The organism is Vibrio sp. V12_P9A6T4 (genome assembly GCF_963874835.1).
In the GTDB taxonomy this organism is placed as follows: Bacteria; Pseudomonadota; Gammaproteobacteria; order Enterobacterales; family Vibrionaceae; genus Vibrio; species Vibrio anguillarum.
On the sequence record NZ_CAWNJO010000037.1, the window covers coordinates 36,414 to 58,642 of the forward strand.

Sequence of the window (22,229 nt, forward strand, 5' to 3'; positions counted from 1 at the left end):
TGGTATGCCACTATTAAGTAAAACGGTTTTAATCCAAAATCGCTTGGGCCTTCATGCTCGTGCAGCCGTTAAGCTGGTTGAACTGTCGCAATCTTTTGATGCGGTGGTCACCATTCAAAGTGAAGAAGGAAAAGAAGCCACTGCAGATAGTGTAATGGGTTTATTGATGCTCGAATCCGCACAAGGTCAATACATCACCATCAATGCTGAAGGCTCACAAGCAGAGCCTGCTTTGCAAGCGGTTAGTTCGCTGATTGAACATAAATTTGATGAAGACGAGTAAGCACAAGGCTTACACTCCACTCTCCCACAGACAGCGCATGCGCGCCCCTGATAGTCAAAATAAATTCAGTGCTTAATAAGAACTTATTAAATAAGGCCTAGAATTAAGTTACTATTCAACACATTGTAAGAATCCTAAGTAGGGGGAAACCATGGCCGAGCAAATTGAATTTGATCAAGCTCACCTAACCCTCCAAGAAGTCAGCGAAGCTTTAGAAAATGGTCGTTTTGTCCATGTCCGTCGCCAATTGCAGGACATGGAGCCAGAAGATATTGCTCACCTCTTAGAAGCCTCTCCACGTAAAAGCCGGGAGGTGTTATGGCAACTCACCGACCCAGAAGACTACGGTGAAATCCTTGATGAACTCAACGAAGACGTCAAAGATGCCCTAGTTTCCAAAATGGCACCCGAAAAACTGGCAGAAGCGACCGAAGGCATGGACACCGATGACGTGGCCTATGTACTGCGTAGCTTGCCAGATGACGTGTCACGCGAAGTGCTTTCGCAGATGGACAGCGCTGATCGCCAGCGCGTTGAAACCGCGCTCTCCTATTCAGAGGAAACAGCCGGCGGGATCATGAATACCGACGTGATCACCATTCGTGGTGACGTTGATATTGACGTGGTTTTACGCTATTTACGCATGCGCGGCGATCTGCCCGAAGCAACCGATGCACTTTACGTGATTGACGATGAAAGTAAGCTGATTGGGCATCTCTCACTCACCACCTTACTGACAACGCAACCGGATATTCCAGTAAGTGAAGTCATGGATGATGCCGATGAGGCGATTTTGGTCACCACCAGCGACTCAGATGTTGCCAGCCTGTTTGAACGTCGCAACTGGGTGTCCGCGCCTGTGGTGGATGAAAACCAGCACTTGGTCGGTCGGATCACCATTGATGACGTCGTTGACATCATTCGTGAAGATGCCGAACATTCCATGATGAGTATGGCTGGTATGAACGATGACGAAGATACCTTTGCTCCAGTAGTCAAATCCGCACGTAAACGGACCATCTGGCTTGGGGCAAATGTTTTGGCCGCCCTCGCCGCAGCCTCTGTTTCTAACATGTTTGAAGCAACACTGGATCAAATGGCCGCCATTGCCGTGCTAATGACCATAGTGCCCTCAATGGGTGGTGTCGCAGGTAACCAAACCGTGGCCTTGGTCATTCGTGGTTTAGCATTGGGACATATCGGTGACAGTAACCAACGTGAATTGCTATTCAAAGAAGCGGCAATCGGTTTTTTAAATGGCATCATGTGGGCTACCATTATTGGCGGCATTGTGGTGGCATGGAAAGGCAATTGGATGCTTGGCGGCATCATTTCCGCAGCAATGATGGCCAACCTACTCATTGCCGGGATCGCCGGCGTCACCATCCCAATTTTACTGAAAAAAATGAAAATCGACCCGGCTCTTGCTGGCGGAATGGCGTTAACAACCGTCACCGATGTGGTTGGGCTTTCTGTCTTTCTCGGCTTGGCGACCATTTTGATGTAGCCCTATTTTGATACATACCCAAACCACCCATAAAAAAAGCTTGGTTGTTATACCAAGCTTTTTCATATTCAGCTTAAGCGATTATTCGCCCGCAATTTTCATCGATTCAAGTAAAATAGACCCGGTTTGGATTTGCGAGCGTGTTTCGACATCACTCCCTACCGCCACCATTTGCTGGAACATATCTTTCAAATTACCCGCGATAGTAATCTCAGATACAGGGTATTGAATCACACCGTTTTCAACCCAGAAACCAGCGGCGCCACGCGAATAATCACCTGTCACTGCATTAACACCTTGGCCCATCACTTCAGTGACTAACAAGCCTGTGCCTAACGCTTTAAGCATCTGCTCAAAATTTTGTCCTGTGGATTGAACATACCAGTTATGGATGCCACCCGCGTGACCAGTTGGAGTCATCTTCATTTTACGAGCGGCATAGCTGCTCAGAAGATAAGTAGAGAGCACACCATCGGTAATGATTGGGCGGTCTTGCGTAAATACCCCTTCACTATCAAATGGGCTTGATGCCAACGCACGTAATACATGGGGTTTTTCGGCAATATTGAACCAATCGGGTAAAATTTTCTCGCCTAACTTATCAAGTAAAAAGGAAGATTTACGATACAAGCTGCCACCACTGATCGCCATCACCAAATGGCCAATCAAACCTGTCGCTACATCTGCGGCAAACATCACCGGAACTTTGCCCGTCTTCAGTTTTTTTGCATCTAAACGGCTGATGGTTTTTTCTGCGGCTTGTTGCCCGACCAGCTCTGGCGACCATAAATCGTCGCGGTGACGTGCAACGGTATAGCTATAATCACGCTCCATCTCACCATTTTTACCCTCACCGATCACGCAGCAGCTAATACTATGACGGCTAGAGGCATAACTCGCGAGCAAACCATGGCTATTACCATACACTTTCACACCGTAATGGCTGTCATAACTTGCGCCATCACTTTGTTTGATCTTGTTGCTGTAAGCTAACGCTTTCTCTTCTGCAGCAATGGCAATTTTAGCGGCCATGTCTGGGTTAGGTTCATCGGGATGGAAGAGATCTAAATCAGGAATATTTCGCACCATTAGCTCTTTAGGTGCAGGGCCTGCATAAGGATCTTCAGAAGTGTAAAGCGCAATATCAAGCGCTGCAGCGACCGTCTGCGCAATTGCTTTTTCACTGAGATCTGACGTCGACGCACTGCCTTTACGTTGCCCACGATACACAGTGATGCCTAATGCCCCATCACTGTTAAATTCTACGTTTTCAACTTCACACATTCGCGTCGAAACACTCAGGCCGGTACTTTTGGTGATCGCCACTTCGGCAGCATCAGAACTGAGCGCAGCCATCTCTAATGCCTTAGCAACCGCCGCTTCAAGTTCGATGCGCTGCTGAGCAACTTGTTGTTTTACGTCCATATCTCATCAATTATTAGCAAACAATGTCATTAGGATAACAAGAATTTCGCTTTCTCCCCACGATTCTTGCTAAAATAGCTGACATACATAACTCAATAGATGAAGAAAATGGCGCGTAAGAATCAAAAAGCTCCTTGGGAAGAAGAAGAGGAGATCATTTGGGTTAGCAAAACCGAAATGAAAAACGACATGACTGAGCTACAAAAACTGGGTGAAGAGCTGGTTGCTCTGAAGCCGTCTCAGTTAGCAAAAATCCCGATGTCTGAAGATTTGATGGATGCCATCAAAGATGCTCAGCGTTTTAGCATGGAAGCCAGACGCCGCCAACTGCAATACATTGGAAAAATGATGCGTACCATCGATGCCGAACCAATTCAAGCGGCATTGGATAAACTGCGTAACAAGCACTCACAAAATACCGCCATGCTGCACAAGCTCGAACAGATGCGTGATCGTATTGTGGAGAAAGGTGACAGCGCGATTGAAGATGCGATGGCACTCTATCCAGAGATGGATCGTCAACGTCTGCGCCAATTAGCGCGTCAAGCAAATAAAGAGAAAGCCAACAGCAAACCACCAAGAGCATCACGAGAGATTTTCCAAGTGCTCAGAGAGCATAACGATAAGTCAGTTTAACCTGTCATAGTGCTGATTAGACGCAAAAACCTCACCTAAACGTGTGAGGTTTTTTTTATTCCCCTGCACGCACAAAATCACTGAGCTGCGCGTCTGCGTGTTGCGCGGAAAGTGCCTCAATGCGATCACTCACTAACACATGTCCTTGAGCCATAAACGCAAAATGGCTCGCAATCGCTTTGGCATCACTGATGTGGTGCGTCACCATCACTACAGTGATCTCTCTTTCTGCGGCTAACTGCTTAACCAAAAGTAGCATCTCTTCTCTGAGTAGCGGATCCAAGGCGGAAAAGGGCTCATCCAGCAGCCAGATAGGATGTGGTTGTACAAAACAGCGCGCCAGAGCAACTCGTTGACGCTGCCCCCCTGAGAGCTGCTCAGGCAAGCGATCAAGTAGCGCAGCCAAACCCACTTGCTGCGCGGCGCACTCAACTAACGCCTTTTGCGAAGTGGTTAATTTCAGCCCCGGATGTAACCCAAGGCTAATATTTTCACGCACAGTGAGATGGGCAAAAAGATTGTGCTCTTGAAACAGCATCGAAAAAGGACGCAAGTGTGGCTCCTGCCCAAGTAAGGATTGCCCTTGCACTTGGATATCGCCGCTTTTCGGTGCAATAAAACCCGCAACTAAGCTCAGTAAAGTCGACTTGCCCGCGCCACTTGGCCCCATCAAAGAGAGAATCGCCCCTCGCGGTACAGAGAGCGAAAATTCAAACCACTCCTGTTGATACTCATAGTGCACAGCCTTGAGTTCTAACATTGCTTTACCTTTGAATGTGAGTGAAATAACCGCTCAATGAGGGCAAAACACCCCACACTGAGTAGCAACAGCGTAAGAGAAACCACCGCCGCCGCTTGCATTTGATAACTGCCTAGCAGTTGGAACAGGTAAAGCGGTAAGGTTCTAAACTCTTGGCTCCCAAATAGAGCAATCGCACTTAAATCCCCCATTGAGAGCAAAAAGCTGATCGCAAAGGCATGCGCTAAGGGTTTACGCAACGCACGCAGCTCAATCACTTGCAAACGCTGCCACCCTTTAATGCCAAGGCTGGCACATAACCATTGATATTGCTGCGCGATATGCAGCATAGGTTGCGCCAATGTTTTCAACACATACGGCAATGCCATTAAGCCATTGACGAAAAAAACCACCCAATACGCTAAGCTAAATGCATCGGTCCAGATACGCAGTAACAGAAAAAGCCCGGTGCTGATAACAAGCCCTGGCGTGACCAAAATAATCGCGCCAATCAACTCTAGTTGGTCCGCCTTACGGTTGTGCTGCTGCAGGCGCAAAGCGCGAGTCGTGATGAGTATGGCAACCCCAGCCGAAACAGCAACCACGCTTGCCAATAACGCCACTTGCAGTGAAGCCCAAAGCGCACGCCAGAATTGCTCATCACTCAAGACGTGAAAAAGCTGCGAATTTAAACCACTCAAGATGACTATCACCAGCGGCGGAAGTACTAACAGCAAGGCAAGGAAGATCCATGCGCCGTCCCAGCATTGTGCTTTTCGATTGTCTCGACTAACCACATAATCACTCGCTTGACGCCCTGTGGTGATGGCTAACGGCTTCGCTAGACGTGAAATGGATAGAGACAGCAGCCCGCATAACAGCATCTGCCACAGCGCAAGCAGCGCGCCGGCTTGTAAATCAAAATCAAATTTGATCGCCTGATAAATCGCCAGCTCAATCGTGGTAGATTTAGGCCCGCCGCCAAGTGCCATCACAGTGGCAAAACTGGTAAAACAGAGCATGAACACCAAACCACAGACATGAGGAAGCTGCTGACGCAAACGCGGCCATTCAACCCAACGAAATTTGTGCCAATGACTCATGCCAAGATGCGCGCATAACTTATGTTGTTCAGCCGGGATCGACTCTAACGCTTGCAGCAATAAACGGCTGGCATACGGGAGATTAAAAAACAGATGCGCCAGTAAAATACCGTTTAATCCGTAAATGGAAAACGGCAGTTTGCTATCAAACCACGCGAGCAGCAAGGCGAGCAGACCGCTATTACCATAAATGGCCAACAAACCAAATACGCCCACCAGCACCGGAAGCACTAAGGTCGTTGCAAACAATTTGATCAGCAGCGCACGTCCGCAAAATCGACGACGGTAAAGTGCGTGAGCAACAGGAACCGCGAAACCAACACTGAGCAGCATCGACAAGCTGGCTTGGTAAAAACTAAATTGAGTAACATGGCGATAATACGGGTCTTGCCATACATGCATCACATTTAAGCTGGGTGCTTGTAACAGCAACGCCGCCAACGCACTGATGACAAAGGTCGCGACAAGCATCGCGACCCCAATGCCTATTTTAGGAATAGCATTCAAACTTTATCGAACCTTAAAACGTTAAGGCGGTTTGCCACTCACGGATCCACGCTTTACGCATCTCAGACACCTCTTGTGCGCTAAAGGTAAGCGCCTTTGGTGGCACAACCAGCGTTTCAAAACCTTTCGGTAGCGCGACAGACGTCACAGGATACATCCAGTTTCCGGTTGGCATCACCGACTGAAATTGATCACTTAAAATAAAGCGCATGAACTCATCGGCCAATTTGCCGTTATCACTGTGTTTTACTTTCGCAGCCACTTCCACTTGCATGTAGTGTCCTTCGGCAAAATCAGCAGTCGCGTACTTGGCGTCATTTTCCGCAATCAAATGATAGGCTGGAGAGGTGGTGTAAGAGAGCACCAGATCGGACTCACCTTTTAGAAACATCGCATAGGCTTCTGACCAACCTTTGGTGACTGTCACCGTCTTATTGGCGAGCTGTTGCCATGCTAAATTGGCTTTCTCACCATAGACAGATTTCATCCACAGCAGTAAGCCTTGACCGGGTGTTGAAGTGCGCGGATCTTGATAAATCACTTTAAGATCATCGCGCTTTTCTACCAACTCTTTTAAGCTTTTTGGTGGGTTTGCTAATTTCTCTTTATTGTAAACAAAGGCAAAATAGCCGTAATCATAAGGAACAAATGTTTCATCACTCCAACCACCGGGTAGCGTGACTTGGCCCGTCTCGACATTATGATCTGCCAATAAGCCAGTCTGTTTGGCCTCGGCCATTAAGTTGTTATCTAAACCGAGTACGATGTCTGCTTTACTGTTATTACCTTCAAGACGCAAACGGTTTAGGATCGATACCCCATCATCGAGTGCCACAAACTGAAGATCGCAAGCGCATTGTGCTTCGAATGCTTTTTCAATCGCCGGTCCCGGGCCCCATTCTGATGCGAACGAGTCATAGGTATAAACGGTAAGGATATTGTCAGCGGCATGCGCTGAAAAAGAGGTGATGGTAGCAAGTGCAATGGTATTAAGAGTGGTGTTCAACTGGTCGCTCTCCTTGGTTGAGCGGCACAGGCTTGAGGAGGATGAGAATATTCCATTATTCCTATTCTGAGATCCTAACCCAATTCCTACGCCAGCATTATCTGGTTCAGGTTTACGGGTCCCAAGCTCACGCTTGATCTCAGCAGCATTCATTGAGATGAATGATTTGCTCCCCGTTGAGTGAGGTGGATTGTAATTGGAATTAACGCAATAAGCTATACCGTTGGGCGTGAGTCATATCCCCAACGCGGCACAAGCCCTTGTTCAACGCCTAAATGGTCCAAAATACGCGCCACCATAAAATCGACCAAGTCTTCAATTGACTGCGGCTGATGATAAAAACCGGGGGCAGCGGGCATAATGGTGACGCCCATTTGCGACAACTTGAGCATGTTTTCTAAATGTAAGGTGGAAAACGGAGTTTCGCGCACCACTAACACCAGTTGGCCACGCTCTTTCATCACTACATCGGCAGCACGTTCGATCAAATTATCGGACATGCCATGGGCAATCGCCGCAACGCTGCCTGCCGAACATGGGCACACCACCATCTGTTTTGGCGCGGCAGAGCCCGAAGCCACTGGTGAGAACCACTCTTCTTTGCCGCACACGACAAGCTGTGAGGCATCGCAGTGTAAATGTTCCACCAACGCTGCTTTGGCTGCCTCAGTCCCACTGGGCAACTTCAAACCGTGCTCGGTTGCAAGCACAACGCGCGCGGCCGAAGAGATCAGCAGATACACTCGGTAATCTGCAGCCAATAAACACTCCAACAGACGAAGTCCGTAAGGAGCACCTGAAGCGCCAGTAAAGGCTAAAGTGATGGCTTTCTGTTTTGTTGTCATAACTCTCTATTTCGTTTGTGTCGCTGGCATTACATGGCTTGATTTAATGCAAGTAGGAGCTTGTTATGAATACCTTCAAAGCCACCATTGCTCATCACCAAAATGTGATCGCCCGGCTGGGCTTCCTGCGCAATTTGCGCGACGAAAGCATCAATATCATCATTCACTTGCGCTGGTTGTGAGCATTGGTCAGCCACATCCTGCACCGACCAAGCAAGATTGTTCGGCTGATAGAGATAAACTGAATCGGCTTGCTGTAATGACGCCGCTAAAGTTTGCTTATGTACGCCCAACTTCATCGTAGCCGAACGAGGCTCTAAAACCGCGATAATTTTCTGATCGCCTACCTTATTACGTAAACCACCCAAAGTAAGTTCAATGGCCGTTGGATGATGAGCAAAATCGTCATACAACGTAATACCATTCACTTCGCCTTTGAGCTCTAAACGACGTTTGGTATTGATAAATTTGCCCAAAGCTTGACAGGCTAAATCTGGAGTGACCCCTACGTGACGCGCCGCGCCAATCGCCATTAAGGCGTTATCGACATTATGATCGCCAACCAAATCCCAAGTTACGCGCCCCACGCGTTCATTGTCAAAGAACACATCAAATTGCGAACCATCACGCGTGATTTTTTCAGCTTTCCACTGCGCTTGCTCACCGGTAAACTCGGTTTCGCTCCAGCAGCCACGTGCGAGAACATCCGCTAATGCGCGCTCTTTTTGCGGAGCAAAAATACGACCATTGCCCGGAACAGTACGCACTAGATGATGAAATTGGCGCTTAATCGCTTCAAGATCGTCAAAAATGTCCGCATGATCAAACTCTAAGTTGTTCAACACTAAAGTGCGTGGATGATAATGGACAAACTTAGAACGCTTATCGAAAAAAGCACTGTCATATTCATCGGCTTCAACCACAAAAAACATGCTTTCGCCCAAACGCGCAGAAATGCCAAAGTTGCCAAGTACGCCTCCCACCAAAAAGCCCGGTTGGTAACCGCAATCTTCTAAGATCCACGCCAACATGCTCGACGTGGTGGTTTTACCGTGTGTACCAGCCACCGCAAGGACCCAGCGGTCATGCAACAGGAACTCTTGCAACCATTGCGGGCCAGAGGTGTAACGCAAGTTGTGGTTCAGCACATATTCAACACACGGATTGCCGCGACTCATGGCGTTGCCAATCACCACCAAATCAGGCTTGGGCTCTAGTTGAGCAGGGTCAAAGCCTTCGATAATCTCGATACCTTGAGACTCCAATAACGTACTCATCGGTGGGTAAACGTTGGCGTCGCTGCCGGTAACTTTATGACCTAATTGCCGCGCTAAAACGGCAACACCGCCCATAAACGTACCGCAAATCCCAAGAATGTGAATATGCATAAATCCTAGCCTCGCACATGGCGTTGTGAGTGATTGCCTCCATTATCACCATCCATTTAAGAAAAGCGAGCATGTTTGCAACTTCTAAAAAGTCGACAAACAAATTGAGATCTCAATCTGTTACTTCATTACCATTAAAAAGATCTAAGCCCTAAAATCGCAGTGTTACCCAAACGTTATCAAATGGGTCACTCGTTTCGGCCGACATCCCAACAAGAGGATGCGTTGTGAAACAATCACTCCCCCCTATATAGCTATGTTAAGGAAATAACATGTCTGAGATTCGCACTCTTGGCGAGTTTATTGTTGAGAAACAACATGACTTCCCCCACGCAAGCGGTGATCTTTCATCTCTGTTGTCCTCTATTCGTCTTGCGGCAAAAATTGTTAATAGAGAAATCAACAAAGCAGGCCTTGCTGATATTACCGGCGCAGTTGGTACGGATAATATTCAAGGCGAAGAACAACAAAAACTCGATGTCTACGCCAACGAAAAATTTAAAGCGGCGCTTGAAGCGCGCGATCAAGTGTGTGGTGTCGCCAGTGAAGAAGAAGATGAAGCGGTTGCGTTCAGCAAAGAGCTCAACAAAAACGCAAAATACGTGGTTTTGATGGACCCGCTGGACGGCTCATCCAACATCGATGTCAATGTCTCTGTCGGCACGATTTTTTCTATTTATCGCCGCGTATCGCCAGTCGGCACGCCACCAACACAAGAAGACTTCTTACAACCCGGTAATAAACAGGTTGCGGCTGGTTATGTTATTTACGGCTCTTCAACCATGTTGGTGTATACCACCGGCAACGGCGTGAATGGTTTTACTTATGATCCGTCACTCGGCACCTTCTATCTTTCACACCCCAATATGATGACCTTCGATGATGGTAAAATTTACTCCATCAATGAAGGTAACTACATCCGCTTCCCAACCGGCGTCAAAAAATACATTAAATATTGCCAAGAGAATGTGCCTGAAGATAATCGCCCTTACACGTCACGTTACATTGGTTCGCTAGTGGCGGATTTTCACCGTAATCTGCTCAAAGGTGGGATCTATCTATACCCAAGCACGCAAAGCCATCCAAACGGCAAGCTGCGCCTATTGTACGAATGCAATCCAATGGCGTTTTTGATTGAACAAGCAGGCGGTATTGCTTCTGACGGTGTCAATCGCGTGTTGGATATTAAGCCGACAGAACTGCATCAACGTGTGCCATTCTTCTGCGGTTCAAAAAATATGGTCCATAAATTGGAAGAGTTCTTGGAACTCTATCGCGATTAAATCAGCTCAATGAGCGCCTAACTCTAGGCGCTTTTTTTATCGATAAATATGAGGCAAGACTCTCTTTTTACGGTTTACACCGTTTCCTATTTACCGCTAAAGTTGCAACACAAGCGTTTACGTTCTGTTAATCAACCCAAAACAATTCAAGTCCAGCGACGAAAAAGGAAATGCTAAATGAGCTTAAACAACGTTCCGGCAGGAAAATCACTGCCTGATGATATTTACGTGGTGATTGAAATTCCAGCCAACGCCGACCCAATCAAATACGAAGTCGACAAAGAATCTGGCGCGGTATTTGTGGACCGTTTCATGTCTTCACCTATGTTCTACCCATGCAACTACGGTTATGTGAATCACACCTTATCGCTCGATGGCGATCCTGTCGATGTGTTGGTGCCCACGCCTTATCCGCTCATGCCAGGCTCGGTGATTCGTTGCCGCCCAGTTGGCGTATTGAAGATGACCGATGAGTCTGGTGAAGATGCCAAAGTGGTGGCGGTTCCTCACTCCAAGCTCACCAAAGAGTACGACCACATTCAAGACGTAAATGACCTGCCAGCACTACTGAAAGCGCAAATTACACAGTTCTTTGAACGCTATAAAGAGCTTGAAGCGGGCAAATGGGTCAAAGTCGATGGATGGGAAGATGCCGCTGCCGCGCGAGCTGAAATCCTGACTTCATTTGAACGCGCCCAAAAATAGCCACCATAATTAAACAGTCACGATAGTTATATACCCAAACAACTTGGAGTTGCAGGTAGGCGGCAAGTGAGTGAGTCCCCATGAGCATAGGCAAACTATGTGATTGGGGTGAACGAACGTAGCCAACACCGCTGCAGCTTCAAGTAGGAAGGGGATAAGTGTCGTTATAAATAAAAAGCCACATCCTGCTAATATGCGGTGTGGCTTTTTATTTCCATTTTCAACGCCGTTTGTTACACCCGTTGGCACCAGTCTCCAGAATCAATCACAGCAGTAAGACGGCTGTGATCTTGATAGAGATAAATCCACGCACGGCCAAATGGGGTTTCGATCGTTTCACGGCGATATTCGATGGGAATATCTTCTAAAAGATCGAGTTTTGCTAGTGTCTGCTCATCCACTCGATATACCTCACCGACTATCGATTGCTGTCCCTGAGCCAAGCCAGGATATGGACCTAGATCATACAGCGCATAGTCAGCCGGCGTGTAGAACGATCCTAACATTTCGCTTGTCTCAAGCAGATGCGCATTACTTTCACCACGGCGTAATGTGCCGTAGACAAAAACCAGATGTTGCATATGACTGTCCCTAGTTAAATTCAAACTGATACAAAAGATCCACCGCGCTATCTAAGCCGGATACCGCTTCAACGTACAAATCCCTCATCAAGCGGTAACGCACGGTAAATTCGCCCACCGAGCTGAAAATACCAACACCATATTTCACTTGTAGCCCCGGTAAAATATAGCCGCTTACCGTCACTTGTGAATCATCACCGGAACCGGCCGTATCCAACTGTAGATCTTGCACGCCGAAGGCTTGGCCAATTTCGCCCACCACCTTACCGCTTTGTGCCAAGCTCAAACCAATCAGTGCAGTGGTCATCGCATTGCCACCCGCCTCGCCATCAATATTCTGACCACGAAGTAGGTAAGAAAGTGCATTGGCTTGTGGCATCGCGGGTTCTGAAAAAATGGAGACTGCGGGTTCATCGGCAGAGCCGGTCACGTTTACCCCTGCAATCACGCCATCTTGTGTGTTATCCGGGTTGCGCACCGCTTTAATCGAAACATAAGGTTGATCAACCGGTCCATTCATTAAAATTTTGCCTTCTTGGATCAGCAAATCTTGTCCAAAGGATCGATACGAACCATTTTGGATATTTACTTCTCCAGTAATAAAAGGACCTTTATCCTTTTGCGCCACATTGAGGCGGCCAATCAAGCCGCCTTGCAAACCAAAGGCACTGAGCCGGAAATCATCACCAATCGAGATGTTTACATTAGTTTCAACGTTAAATGGCATGGCGCTTTGCTCGCTCACAGGCTGTAAAGCCGCGTCCAATATCACTTGATCTTTGGAGACACCAATCGCGCTCGGAGGCAACTCTTCTACCACGATACGTCCCCAAGGTAGGTTAATATTCCCTGTCACAGTGGCCAGTTGAGGTTCTAGTGTGATGCTCATGTCTGGGATAACTTTAATCTTGACGATAGGCGGCAGATCCACCAATAGCTCATCGGCCAACACGCGCAGGTTGGCACGCCACTGCTCCATTTTCTGCCAGTCGGCATCCCCCTTGATACTCAACTCGCCATCCGCAGTTTGAATCGCTGCATTGAGCAAGGCTTGGTAACCATTAAAGTCCATCGCCACTCGGCCCGAGGTAACATCCAGCGGCGAAATATCGCCTTTGACGACAATGTCATCCACCACCACGCTGCCCATCACTTTCGGGTGCAACATCGGCCCACTGAAGGCAAGTTGACTGCTAATCTTCGATTTCGCTTGGCTATAATCCCCAAGCAGCGGCTGTAAAAAATCAATATTAAAGGTGGAAAGCGTTAATGCGCCATCCATCATTTTTTCTTTTGCCATTAGATCTGCAATGGTTATTTGCCCCGACAGATCGCCATTATCGGTCACATCCACTAGCCAACGAGCAAACAGCTTGTTCTGTTCAAGCGTACTTTCAATAGTGACGCTATCCCAACCTAAAGTAATGGCTTGGTCGATGTGCTGCGTGACTGCACCTTGGCTTAAGCTGAGTGACACTTTCGCTTGAGGCGCAGTATTGGGCGCCCATTGAGCTGTGAGACTGACATCGGCTTGGCCTTTAAGTTGAGTCTCTTGCGGTAAAAACATTGCGATTTGCTGAAAATCAAAATGGTTGAGAGAGAGCTCGGCCGCACCACTTTGCCCCACAGTCGCGTCTTTATCTAAGCAGAGCGATGCTCCCTCTTGCTGCCAACAATGCGCGGCAATCGTGGCTTGTTGTTTCTCGATATTAACCGCAACAGGTGTCGCTTGGTTTAATAGCCACGGCCCTTGTTCTGTGGACAGTTGTACTCGTTCCAGCGCACCTTGCCACTGCATCGTCGGCTTATCTTCAAAAGATCCGCTGATCGCCAAGCTGGTTGAAATCAGATTTGAAATGACGTCTAAGCTCAGTTGATGCTGCGCCTGCGTGCCTGAAAAACGCAAGTCCACACTATCAACTAACTGCTGCTGGTAGCTCAACTGGCTCGCCTGCAATTTCACTTCGGCTTGTGGCACAGGAAGTGGCGTAACATCACCAGTTAAAGTCACCTGCTTTAAGGTCGCTTGTTGCTGCCAAGCAAGATCATTTGCATTGAGGCGCAGCTTGATTTGTGGCTGCTGTAAATCACCACGCAGATAAATATCGCCAATCACTTTGCCGTGCAAATCAGGAACACTTTTCACCAGATCCGCAAAATCAACCGATAAGCCCATACGCCACTCTTTATCCAGCTCACCTTTGGCAGTAATCTGGTTGGGTCCATGGGCTAACGTTAAGCCGCTGGTCGACACAGTAAAAGCGCCTTTCCCTGTCATATCTGATGCGTTTAATTGACCTTCAATATTCAGTGGGTAGCCACGCAACACACCCTCAATATCCAAAATAGGCAGCGCAACGTTCCAACCGCCCTGCTCGGTCAGCTCACCCGTGGTTTCGAGCTTACCGCTGATCACGCCTTCGGCTTCCGGCCACTGTAATCCCGGTTGAATCTGCTCTAAATTCAGCGCCGCTTGCCAGTGAATTGGGGCTTGCCAGTTGGCCATCACTTGGCCAGCAATTTGCCCCCCTAAGGTATCGATTAGCAAAGAATCTAAGTTGATTTGCTGTAAAGTGCCTTTGCCAGCCACATCCAGCGTCACATCGGGCAGATCTTTACCTTGCAGTTGGCCATTGAGCGCCACGCTATATCCGTCGAGTGAGCCTTGAGTTTTTAAACTCGGCACGCGAACAAAATAGTCTCCTTGCCCAATCAATGGCCACTGTGCTTGAACATCATCCAACGAAATATCAAACGGGATCTCAGGTTGCAGTAGCGCCAATTGCGCGTTTAAGTTTGCTTGCGCAAGCCCGCCCAGTTTCGCGTTAAGCGTTAAATCACCCAAGCTACCCGAAGCCTCTAGTGCCAATGTTTGTCCCTGAGCTTCGGCCATTTTGAGCGTACTTTTTAAAGAAAGATTGAGCGGATAGTCTCCCTTCAACTGCGCATCAGCTTTTAGGTTGGCAATCAATTGTGGCAGCTCAAGCTCAAGTGATTTTAATGAAACACTGCTCTGATAAGCATTGGCGACCAAACCAAGATGCTTGACAACCAAAGGCTCAGCTTGCTGAAGAGTAAACTGGTTGATATCAAAACGCTCCACTTCCAATTGCAGCGGAATGATCACTTCTGGCAAGGTGATGGGCGTTTTCACCGTAGGTGCCACAGCCGATGATACGGTTGTGGATTGAGTGGATTTGGATTGTGCGCTTGAGGCTGAATCGACATCTTCATTGCTCGCAAGCTTCAGTTGAATATCGCTCCAACTGGTTTTGCCAATCCGTAAGCGATTACCTTGAAATGAGGCATGAGTAGAAAATTGCTTCCATGCCAGCGTATTACCCAAAATATCCAGCTGAATATCATTGAGCTCCACACGGCCAACCTTAATTGGCACCGGTGTAGAGATTGACGTAATGGGATCAGAGGCAGACGAAGACTCACCTTGCGTCGAAGGAGGAAGCTCAGGAAGCGCCAGCCTTAAGCCACTGATCGCAAGTTCATTTAAGCAAATTGAAGGCTCCAATAAGCAGCTAGCACTTATGGCTAATGTCACTCGCTGTACATCGAGATCGAGCTTTAATGCTTCATCGGAAAAGGTGACTTGGTTGAGCGTGAAACGTGGAAAAATTGCACCTTGAGCACTGGCAACCTGCAGTTGTGGCAGCGCTTTTTGCGCTCCCCACAATAGGCCGTTAAGCCCTGTATTGGTAAACAACAAGGCTGCGAGTGCAATAAATACCGCACCCAACAAGGTGAATAAAATCGCCGATGCCCATTTGGTTATCTTCAACATCACTTTGGTCATAGTTCAGGCCCCAAGGTGAAATGCAGCTGAAATTCATCGCCGGGATTGGCGTCAAGCCCCCATGCAAAATCTAAGCGGATCGGTCCAACCGGAGAAGCCCAGCGAATCCCGGCTCCCACACCAGTTTTCCAATCCGGCGAGTCATTAAAGGCATCGCCGTAATCGACAAACAGTGCGCCCCACCAATTTCCAACCAAGCGATATTGATACTCCAACGAACTGGTGGCGATGTATTTGGCCCCAGTCAGTGCGCCGCTGGCATCTTTAGGTGAGATAGATTGATAGCTATACCCTCGCAAATTGTTATCGCCACCAGCAAAGAAGCGCAGAGAAGGCGAGAGTTTGTCAAACTCTTCACTGAAGTTTGCGCCGCCGTCTAAACGCAATAAACCACGATGGTTTTGCCCAGCGCTGCGTATCCAAGCCGTGCCCGCCAACAACCGCACCACACGCGTTTCAGAGACGAAATTTGGATCGCCATACTCAAGTGTGATGCTCTGTTTATCGCCCCACATCGGCATTGAACCACCACGAACACGCGAACGAGAATAGGTCGCTCCCGGTAATACAAACTGGCCGACATCGCTTTGCAAACCTTGTTCGTAGTTTTCTATCAAATAACGAACGAATAGGGTTCGATGCCAACCACCATCACGCAACCAGTGGCGTTCAAACGATAAGTTAGACTCCAAACTCTTCGTATCACGGTTATCGACATTCTTCATTCCATACTGAATTCGATAATATTCACGCCGCACATCTTCTAGCGGTATTTTGTAGCCAGCGGTAATGGTCTGCTCTGGGGCAGAAAGGGAGAAACTGCTATCAAAACTGTGGCCGAGGCTGTTAACCCAAGGTTTCTTCCACTTGAATGAACCACGCACTCCCACATCCGTTGAGTAACCTAAACCGGTTTCAAGCTGATTTCGAGCTTGCGGTGCAAGGGAAACCTTCATCGGCAGTTCGCGACCGTTCTCCAGTTGGCTAAGATCGGGTTCAACAAAAACAGAGGAAAACCAATCGGTATTGGATAAGTTTTGGTTATATTCCCCTACCTTGGAAACAAGGTAAGGATCATTGGTTTTATAGGGCTGAAGCGAGCGAACTCGCTGATCTTCAATTTGGCTGCCAGTAATGAGCGAAGGACCAAAATGGTAACGAATACCACTGTTAAAATGAAGGCGTACGAAAGCTTCATTCAACTCTGGCGCAACTTCCAAACGGCTTAATTCAAAATTCCCGTTAAAATAACCTTTTTGCAACGCTAAGTTACGGATACCCGATTTCAAAGCATCGTACTGGCCATGATTAACCGCCGCGCCCACTTTAAGGGCATTGCGGTTAATGAGATTGGCAAAATCAGCATCAGATTCAGCTTCCCCGCTGATCACCACATCCATCTCTTTAATGGTTGTTAGCGGTCCAGGATTGATATTGACCATCAGCTCTTGCTCATCGCTCGCCACCACAAACTCAAATTGAGGATGATAGTAACCGAGCGCCGCAAGCGCTTCCGTCATGCTTTTCTCTAAACGAGATTGAAAACGAAGATGCGTTGAATAGTCGCTCTCTGGAATCGATGATAAATAGGCTTCAACGTTGTTTTCTAATTCACCCTCTAAACCATTAATGGTTAACGCCACCTTGGCATACGCCGAAGTGGAAATAAGTAGCATCGTGAATAGAACTGGTAATGATTTTCGTCTCATGCTTAATTAAAGGAACAGTTGAGTAAACAGATCGTTAATGGATGGAAATCATACCGCCAATAGCAAGCTCCGTCTGTATGAAATCAGTCAATTATTCGGGCTGAATGTGAAACAGTGGCTCAACAACAATAAATAAAGCCAAAAATCGGTACACAAAAGGAAAGCTCATGCTCAATAAACAAACAATGGTCAGCGCACAAACAGCACTGAAAGGACGAGAAACCCCTATGTCAGTGGAGGAAATTCATTACGTTAACCACAGCAACATCACTGAGCAGCCTAATGAGCATCAGCAACAAATAGTGATTGGTATGGGCTGTTTTTGGGGCGCTGAACGCTTATTTTGGCAACTCGATGGTGTGGTGTCGACTTCAGTAGGCTATGCCGGCGGCTTTACCCCAAACCCAACTTACGAAGAAGTATGCAGTGGTGAAACTGGCCATACTGAAGTGGTACGCGTAATCTTTGATCCACAGCGCTTGCCATTAGAAAAGCTATTAAGTCATTTTTGGGAAAAGCACGATCCGACCCAAGGCATGCGTCAAGGTAACGATAAAGGCACTCAGTATCGCTCCGCCATCTATACCTATTCAGAGCAGCAACAGCAAATAGCACAAGCCTCAAAGCAGCGATACCAGCAGGCGTTGTCAGCCAGTCAACGAGCCTTAATTACCACCGAAATTGCACCCGCTGGTCCTTACTACTACGCCGAAAGCTATCATCAACAATATTTAGCTAAAAATCCGAATGGTTATTGTGGGTTAGGAGGAACAGGCATCTGCTTCCCACCCCAGCTCAGCGAATAAAGCGTGTAGAATTGAGGCTTTGTTAGCATTTTGTTAACCGCTTAATGGCCTCTTTTCGTGGTTTTATTGATTCTATGCTATACCTTTGTTGCTCAACTAAAAGGGACCCCTACAATGAAAAGTAAACGAGTGATCGCCATTCTAATGGCCTGCTGTCCAGCGCTTGCCATGGCACACAACATTACCCAAGGTCAGCAAGTTGCTGATGTTTCAGTGGAAAAATATGGTGAAATCATCCTACAAGATGATAAAACGGCCTTTCAAACTTGGGATACCAGCCAACTGCTAGGCAAAGTGCGCGTCATTCAAGCCATTGCTGGTCGCAGCAGTGCTAAAGCGTTAAATGCACCATTGATGGCCGCCATTACGGCCGCACAATTTCCCGCAGAAAGTTATCAAACCACCTCGATCATCAACCAAGATGATGCGATTTGGGGCACAGGATCGTTTGTCAAATCTTCCGCTCAAGACAGCAAGAAAGAGTTTCCGTGGTCTTCCATGGTGCTAGATGAAGCGGGAAATGTAGCCAAAGCGTGGGATTTAAAAGAGGAATCATCAGCGATCATCGTTCAAGACAAGCAAGGTAACGTACTGTTTGTTAAGGAAGGTACATTGAGTGATGAGGAAATTCAAACGGTTTTAGGCTTGATCAAACAGAATTTATAATAACCTTAGGTGGCCGATAACACGGCTGCCTTTGCTAAACATATCGTGGTGAAAGGTGCTTTTATAAAAATAAGAGTACGCTTTATTCTCACAATATTGTTATATTATAACAATTATCATTTTACTACTGTATTGGTTTGATGTTTACCCGTCTACGTTGCCCCCATTACCGAGCTCAAAGCATTGCATTATGTGCCATGCTGCTGATGCTATGGTTGAATGTCGCTTATGTAGATCATTACCTCGATACTAATCCTGCGCATCACGCGCAGCATCATTGCCAACTTTTTTCTGGCTTTCAAAATGGTCTAAGCAGTGCGCTGCCTATCCTTCCTGCCGTTAGTGGCTGCGAAATTCGATCATCAGTAGAGAAAACTCAACGTCGCCCCTCAGTTCATTACGCTTATCTTGCTCGCTCGCCTCCTCACTTTTAGACGTCTTATCTAGTTATTTATGATTTGTTACCCAAAGCCAACGCGCTAAGGGCTATTTTGATGTTTAAAAGGAATCACCCAATGTTTATCCAACGTAAACTCGCTCTCTCTATCGGCCTAATTTTAAGCACGCCAGCACTTGCAAATGAAGAGTTTCGCCAACATGAGGCTCATGTACATGGCCACGTCGAGTTCAATATTGCTCAAGATGGGCAAGATTTACTGATTGAAATCACCGCCCCCGGCGCTGATGTAGTCGGCTTTGAACATGCACCACAAAATGATGAACAACAACAGCGCTTAAATAAAGTCCTTGAACAGTTCAGCCACGCCGATGGCATTTTCCAACTGCCCGCTCCGGCCAAGTGTCATTTAGAAGAAAGTCGTATCGCGCATACGTTAAATGGTGAGCACCACGACCACGACCACGACCACGACCACGACCACGACCACGACCACGACCACGACCATCATGAAAAACATGATGATAAACATCAAGATAAAGATGCTCAACACGCACACCATGACCATAAAAAAGATGTGCATGATGAAGGCGAGCATAGTGGTCACGGTGAATTCACGATTCAGTACCAATATCACTGCGATAACATGCCGCAATTGCAGTACCTCGACACGCAATGGTTTAACTTGTTCCCAAATACCCAAACAATCTCTGCCAATGTACTGACAGACAAAGCACAATCTGCCTCTGAGTTGAAAACAAACAGCACTCGCATTACGTTTTAAGGCGTATAAGCAACAACCTAGAGTAAGCACACACTTACTCTAGGTTCATTGTCGTTAAAGGAATTCACAATGAGTGATTTGCATATTCTATCGCTGACGTCTGTCATTGAATTGAAAGAGGTCGAATTTCGTTGGCCGAATAGCTCACAACCAGCCTTATCTATCCAAGATCTTTGTGTAAAACGTGGAGAGCACCTTTTTATTAAAGGGCCAAGTGGTTGTGGCAAATCGACCTTACTGAGCTTACTGACTGGGATCAACCAAGCACAACGAGGGGAGGTCTCTATTTTAGGCACCAACCTGTCGACGTTAACTTCCCGTCAACGGGATCGTTTTCGAGCCGATCACATTGGCTACATTTTCCAACAATTTAATTTATTGCCTTATCTCTCAGTGATTGAAAACGTTACGCTACCTTGCCATTTTTCCAGCACTCGCAAGCAGAATGTTGCAGGCGATCTGATTGAGAAAGCAAAACAGTTACTCACTCGCTTACATCTTGCACCTGAACTACTGACTAAACCGGTTATCGAACTGAGTATTGGCCAGCAGCAGCGTGTCGCGGCGGCGAGAGCACTGATTGGAGAACCCAAGCTGATCATCGCCGATGAGCCAACCTCTGCGCTGGATCACGACAATCGACTCGCGTTTATCGAACTGCTATTGGAAGAGACGAATCGGGCAGGTTCAACACTGGTGTTTGTGAGCCACGATCCCACCTTAGAAGCTTTATTTGACCGCGCAGTTTACCTCCCTCAATTGAATCAGGCAGGAGTGACAGCATGAATGTAATTACCAATCTGGCGTGGAAAAGCGTACTTAACCGCAAAACCACAGCGCTACTCTCCATTCTGACGGTTGCCATTTCAGTCATTCTGTTAATGGGGGTTGAACGCATTCGAACTCAAGCCAAAGAGAGCTTTGCCAACACCATTTCAGGGACGGATCTAATCGTCGGTGGCCGCTCTGGACAAGTCAACTTGCTGCTCTATTCGGTATTTAGAATTGGTAATGCCACCAATAATATCGACTGGAAAAGCTACCAAGCCTTCAGTGAGCATCGCAGCGTCAAGTGGGCGATCCCCATTTCCTTGGGTGACTCACACCAAGGGTTTCGCGTTATGGGCACCAATCACCATTATTTCGAGCATTTCAAATATGGAAGTAAGCAACCACTCACCTTCTCTCAAGGCACTGATTTTCATGGTTTATTTGAAACGGTATTGGGTTCAGATGTCGCCGAAACCTTAGGTTACCATATTGGCAGTGACATCATTATTGCGCATGGGATCAGCGATGTGGGTTTTAGCCGCCACGACAACCTCCCCTTTAAAGTGGTGGGCATTTTAGCGCCAACGGGAACGCCCGTAGACAAAACGGTGCATGTCTCATTAGAAGCGATTGAAGCCATTCACGTGGGTTGGGAATCGGGTGCGCATTTAGGCAATTCACCATCCAAAGAGCAGCTTGAACAACACAACTTCCAACCCAAGCAGATCACCGCCATGTTGATCGGTTTAAAATCGAGAATTCAAACCTTTGCACTGCAACGTGAAATCAATAACTATCGCCAAGAACCCTTGAGCGCCATTATGCCCGGCGTCGCTCTGCAAGAACTGTGGGGTATGATGTCGATAGCAGAACAAGCTTTAATGGCGGTGTCGGTATTTGTGGTGGCAGCCGGGTTACTTGGTATGCTCAGCAGCTTACTGACAAGCTTGCAGGAAAGACGCCGTGAAATGGCGATTCTGCGCGCCATGGGCGCACAACCTAAACATATTTTTGCTCTGCTTATCAGCGAAGCGACGACGCTGACCTTTATTGGCATCTGCGTTGGATTAGCGGGGTTATATTCACTGCTCGCACTGGCGCAACCTTTTATTGCGCAGCATTATGGAATTCAAATCACACTCAGCACCTTAAGCAGCTATGAGTGGCAATTATTAGCTTATGTACAACTGGCTGGCATTATTATTGGTGTTATCCCAGCTCTACGCGCCTATAGACAATCACTTAGCGATGGAATGACCATTCGAATTTAGGACTTAACG

20 protein-coding genes and 1 riboswitch are annotated in these 22,229 nt (G+C 47.4%); of the genes, 11 read left to right on the forward strand and 9 right to left on the reverse strand.

Annotated features, from left to right (window positions below; translation table 11 throughout):
* Positions 1 to 4 precede the first annotated feature (4 nt).
* Together AACQ42_RS04035 and mgtE are read left to right on the forward strand one after the other, a co-directional pair.
* Positions 5 to 283 (forward strand): HPr family phosphocarrier protein, encoded by a 279-nt coding sequence (locus AACQ42_RS04035; RefSeq protein WP_013855967.1) that lies wholly within the window; start codon positions 5 to 7, stop codon positions 281 to 283.
* Positions 284 to 434: 151 nt separating this feature from the next.
* Positions 435 to 1,790 carry a magnesium transporter gene (mgtE, locus tag AACQ42_RS04040; RefSeq protein WP_013855966.1) on the forward strand — a complete coding sequence of 452 codons (1,356 nt, stop codon included), beginning with the start codon at positions 435 to 437 and terminating at the stop codon, positions 1,788 to 1,790.
* A gap of 81 nt (positions 1,791 to 1,871) precedes the next feature.
* Here mgtE and pmbA read toward each other — a convergent pair whose 3' ends face one another.
* Entirely contained in the window at positions 1,872 to 3,215 is a 1,344-nt protein-coding gene (pmbA, locus tag AACQ42_RS04045; RefSeq protein WP_094164838.1) for a metalloprotease PmbA, read from the reverse strand.
* Positions 3,216 to 3,323: 108 nt separating this feature from the next.
* On the opposite strand from pmbA, the gene yjgA reads away from it, so the two are divergent.
* A complete protein-coding gene (gene yjgA, locus AACQ42_RS04050; protein ID WP_010318810.1) occupies positions 3,324 to 3,851 on the forward strand; it encodes a ribosome biogenesis factor YjgA in 528 nt (175 codons plus the stop codon).
* 55 nt (positions 3,852 to 3,906) lie between these two features.
* Here yjgA and thiQ read toward each other — a convergent pair whose 3' ends face one another.
* From thiQ to mpl, 5 genes are all read right to left on the reverse strand, one after another.
* Complete coding sequence (gene thiQ / locus AACQ42_RS04055; protein WP_013855963.1) at positions 3,907 to 4,611, reverse strand: thiamine ABC transporter ATP-binding protein; 705 nt, start codon at positions 4,609 to 4,611, stop codon at positions 3,907 to 3,909.
* Positions 4,605 to 6,200 (reverse strand): thiamine/thiamine pyrophosphate ABC transporter permease ThiP, encoded by a 1,596-nt coding sequence (thiP, locus tag AACQ42_RS04060; RefSeq protein ID WP_094164839.1) that lies wholly within the window; start codon positions 6,198 to 6,200, stop codon positions 4,605 to 4,607. The genes thiQ and thiP overlap by 7 nt, the downstream gene beginning before the upstream one ends.
* A 13-nt stretch (positions 6,201 to 6,213) precedes the next feature.
* Positions 6,214 to 7,206, reverse strand: coding sequence for a thiamine ABC transporter substrate binding subunit (thiB, locus tag AACQ42_RS04065; RefSeq protein WP_094164840.1), 993 nt, complete (start codon positions 7,204 to 7,206; stop codon positions 6,214 to 6,216).
* 66 nt (positions 7,207 to 7,272) lie between these two features.
* Positions 7,273 to 7,392, reverse strand: a riboswitch (TPP riboswitch).
* Positions 7,393 to 7,421: 29 nt separating this feature from the next.
* Positions 7,422 to 8,051 (reverse strand): flavin prenyltransferase UbiX, encoded by a 630-nt coding sequence (locus tag AACQ42_RS04070; RefSeq protein ID WP_017047027.1) that lies wholly within the window; start codon positions 8,049 to 8,051, stop codon positions 7,422 to 7,424.
* A 29-nt stretch (positions 8,052 to 8,080) separates the two neighbouring features.
* Complete coding sequence (gene mpl / locus AACQ42_RS04075) at positions 8,081 to 9,439, reverse strand: UDP-N-acetylmuramate:L-alanyl-gamma-D-glutamyl-meso-diaminopimelate ligase (RefSeq protein ID WP_064625920.1); 1,359 nt, start codon at positions 9,437 to 9,439, stop codon at positions 8,081 to 8,083.
* A 272-nt stretch (positions 9,440 to 9,711) separates the two neighbouring features.
* Here mpl and fbp point away from each other — a divergent pair, with 272 nt between their 5' ends.
* Positions 9,712 to 10,722: a class 1 fructose-bisphosphatase gene (fbp, locus tag AACQ42_RS04080; protein ID WP_094164841.1), complete on the forward strand. Its 1,011-nt coding sequence runs from the start codon at positions 9,712 to 9,714 to the stop codon at positions 10,720 to 10,722.
* A 177-nt stretch (positions 10,723 to 10,899) separates the two neighbouring features.
* Positions 10,900 to 11,427 carry an inorganic diphosphatase gene (gene ppa, locus AACQ42_RS04085; protein ID WP_010318803.1) on the forward strand — a complete coding sequence of 176 codons (528 nt, stop codon included), beginning with the start codon at positions 10,900 to 10,902 and terminating at the stop codon, positions 11,425 to 11,427.
* A 233-nt stretch (positions 11,428 to 11,660) separates the two neighbouring features.
* Here the strand turns inward: ppa and AACQ42_RS04090 are convergent, their stop codons facing one another.
* From AACQ42_RS04090 to tamA, 3 genes are read right to left on the reverse strand one after another with little or no spacing between them, the layout of a single operon-like run.
* A complete protein-coding gene (locus AACQ42_RS04090; RefSeq protein WP_029190032.1) occupies positions 11,661 to 12,008 on the reverse strand; it encodes a gamma-glutamylcyclotransferase family protein in 348 nt (115 codons plus the stop codon).
* 10 nt (positions 12,009 to 12,018) lie between these two features.
* A complete protein-coding gene (gene tamB, locus AACQ42_RS04095; protein WP_094164842.1) occupies positions 12,019 to 15,816 on the reverse strand; it encodes an autotransporter assembly complex protein TamB in 3,798 nt (1,265 codons plus the stop codon).
* Positions 15,813 to 17,525 (reverse strand): autotransporter assembly complex protein TamA, encoded by a 1,713-nt coding sequence (tamA, locus tag AACQ42_RS04100; RefSeq protein ID WP_094164843.1) that lies wholly within the window; start codon positions 17,523 to 17,525, stop codon positions 15,813 to 15,815. The genes tamB and tamA overlap by 4 nt, the downstream gene beginning before the upstream one ends.
* Positions 17,526 to 17,692: 167 nt before the next feature.
* Between tamA and msrA the strand changes: the two genes are divergently transcribed.
* From msrA to AACQ42_RS04130, 6 genes are all read left to right on the forward strand, one after another.
* Complete coding sequence (msrA, locus tag AACQ42_RS04105) at positions 17,693 to 18,331, forward strand: peptide-methionine (S)-S-oxide reductase MsrA (protein WP_088729165.1); 639 nt, start codon at positions 17,693 to 17,695, stop codon at positions 18,329 to 18,331.
* 114 nt (positions 18,332 to 18,445) lie between these two features.
* A complete protein-coding gene (locus AACQ42_RS04110; protein WP_094133338.1) occupies positions 18,446 to 18,997 on the forward strand; it encodes a YtfJ family protein in 552 nt (183 codons plus the stop codon).
* 140 nt (positions 18,998 to 19,137) lie between these two features.
* Positions 19,138 to 19,431: a DUF2607 family protein gene (locus AACQ42_RS04115; RefSeq protein WP_094133339.1), complete on the forward strand. Its 294-nt coding sequence runs from the start codon at positions 19,138 to 19,140 to the stop codon at positions 19,429 to 19,431.
* A gap of 81 nt (positions 19,432 to 19,512) precedes the next feature.
* Positions 19,513 to 20,178 (forward strand): zinc uptake protein ZrgA, encoded by a 666-nt coding sequence (gene zrgA, locus AACQ42_RS04120; protein WP_176429630.1) that lies wholly within the window; start codon positions 19,513 to 19,515, stop codon positions 20,176 to 20,178.
* 69 nt (positions 20,179 to 20,247) lie between these two features.
* Positions 20,248 to 20,964 (forward strand): ABC transporter ATP-binding protein, encoded by a 717-nt coding sequence (locus tag AACQ42_RS04125; protein ID WP_064625924.1) that lies wholly within the window; start codon positions 20,248 to 20,250, stop codon positions 20,962 to 20,964.
* Positions 20,961 to 22,220: an ABC transporter permease gene (locus tag AACQ42_RS04130; protein ID WP_019282537.1), complete on the forward strand. Its 1,260-nt coding sequence runs from the start codon at positions 20,961 to 20,963 to the stop codon at positions 22,218 to 22,220. The genes AACQ42_RS04125 and AACQ42_RS04130 overlap by 4 nt, the downstream gene beginning before the upstream one ends.
* Positions 22,221 to 22,229: the final 9 nt, after the last annotated feature.

Excerpts from the sequence above, each read along its gene's own strand:
- msrA (WP_088729165.1), top strand. The coding sequence starts at position 17,693 with ATGCTCAATAAACAAACAATGGTCAGCGCACAAACAGCACTGAAAGGA.
- tamA (WP_094164843.1), bottom strand. The coding sequence starts at position 17,525 with ATGAGACGAAAATCATTACCAGTTCTATTCACGATGCTACTTATTTCC.
- yjgA (WP_010318810.1), top strand. The coding sequence starts at position 3,324 with ATGGCGCGTAAGAATCAAAAAGCTCCTTGGGAAGAAGAAGAGGAGATC.
- AACQ42_RS04035 (WP_013855967.1), top strand. The coding sequence starts at position 5 with ATGCCACTATTAAGTAAAACGGTTTTAATCCAAAATCGCTTGGGCCTT.
- AACQ42_RS04115 (WP_094133339.1), top strand. The coding sequence starts at position 19,138 with ATGTTTACCCGTCTACGTTGCCCCCATTACCGAGCTCAAAGCATTGCA.
- mpl (WP_064625920.1), bottom strand. The coding sequence starts at position 9,439 with ATGCATATTCACATTCTTGGGATTTGCGGTACGTTTATGGGCGGTGTT.
- AACQ42_RS04110 (WP_094133338.1), top strand. The coding sequence starts at position 18,446 with ATGAAAAGTAAACGAGTGATCGCCATTCTAATGGCCTGCTGTCCAGCG.
- tamB (WP_094164842.1), bottom strand. The coding sequence starts at position 15,816 with ATGACCAAAGTGATGTTGAAGATAACCAAATGGGCATCGGCGATTTTA.
- zrgA (WP_176429630.1), top strand. The coding sequence starts at position 19,513 with ATGTTTATCCAACGTAAACTCGCTCTCTCTATCGGCCTAATTTTAAGC.
- pmbA (WP_094164838.1), bottom strand. The coding sequence starts at position 3,215 with ATGGACGTAAAACAACAAGTTGCTCAGCAGCGCATCGAACTTGAAGCG.
- ppa (WP_010318803.1), top strand. The coding sequence starts at position 10,900 with ATGAGCTTAAACAACGTTCCGGCAGGAAAATCACTGCCTGATGATATT.
- mgtE (WP_013855966.1), top strand. The coding sequence starts at position 435 with ATGGCCGAGCAAATTGAATTTGATCAAGCTCACCTAACCCTCCAAGAA.
- AACQ42_RS04130 (WP_019282537.1), top strand. The coding sequence starts at position 20,961 with ATGAATGTAATTACCAATCTGGCGTGGAAAAGCGTACTTAACCGCAAA.
- thiQ (WP_013855963.1), bottom strand. The coding sequence starts at position 4,611 with ATGTTAGAACTCAAGGCTGTGCACTATGAGTATCAACAGGAGTGGTTT.
- AACQ42_RS04125 (WP_064625924.1), top strand. The coding sequence starts at position 20,248 with ATGAGTGATTTGCATATTCTATCGCTGACGTCTGTCATTGAATTGAAA.
- fbp (WP_094164841.1), top strand. The coding sequence starts at position 9,712 with ATGTCTGAGATTCGCACTCTTGGCGAGTTTATTGTTGAGAAACAACAT.
- AACQ42_RS04070 (WP_017047027.1), bottom strand. The coding sequence starts at position 8,051 with ATGACAACAAAACAGAAAGCCATCACTTTAGCCTTTACTGGCGCTTCA.
- AACQ42_RS04090 (WP_029190032.1), bottom strand. The coding sequence starts at position 12,008 with ATGCAACATCTGGTTTTTGTCTACGGCACATTACGCCGTGGTGAAAGT.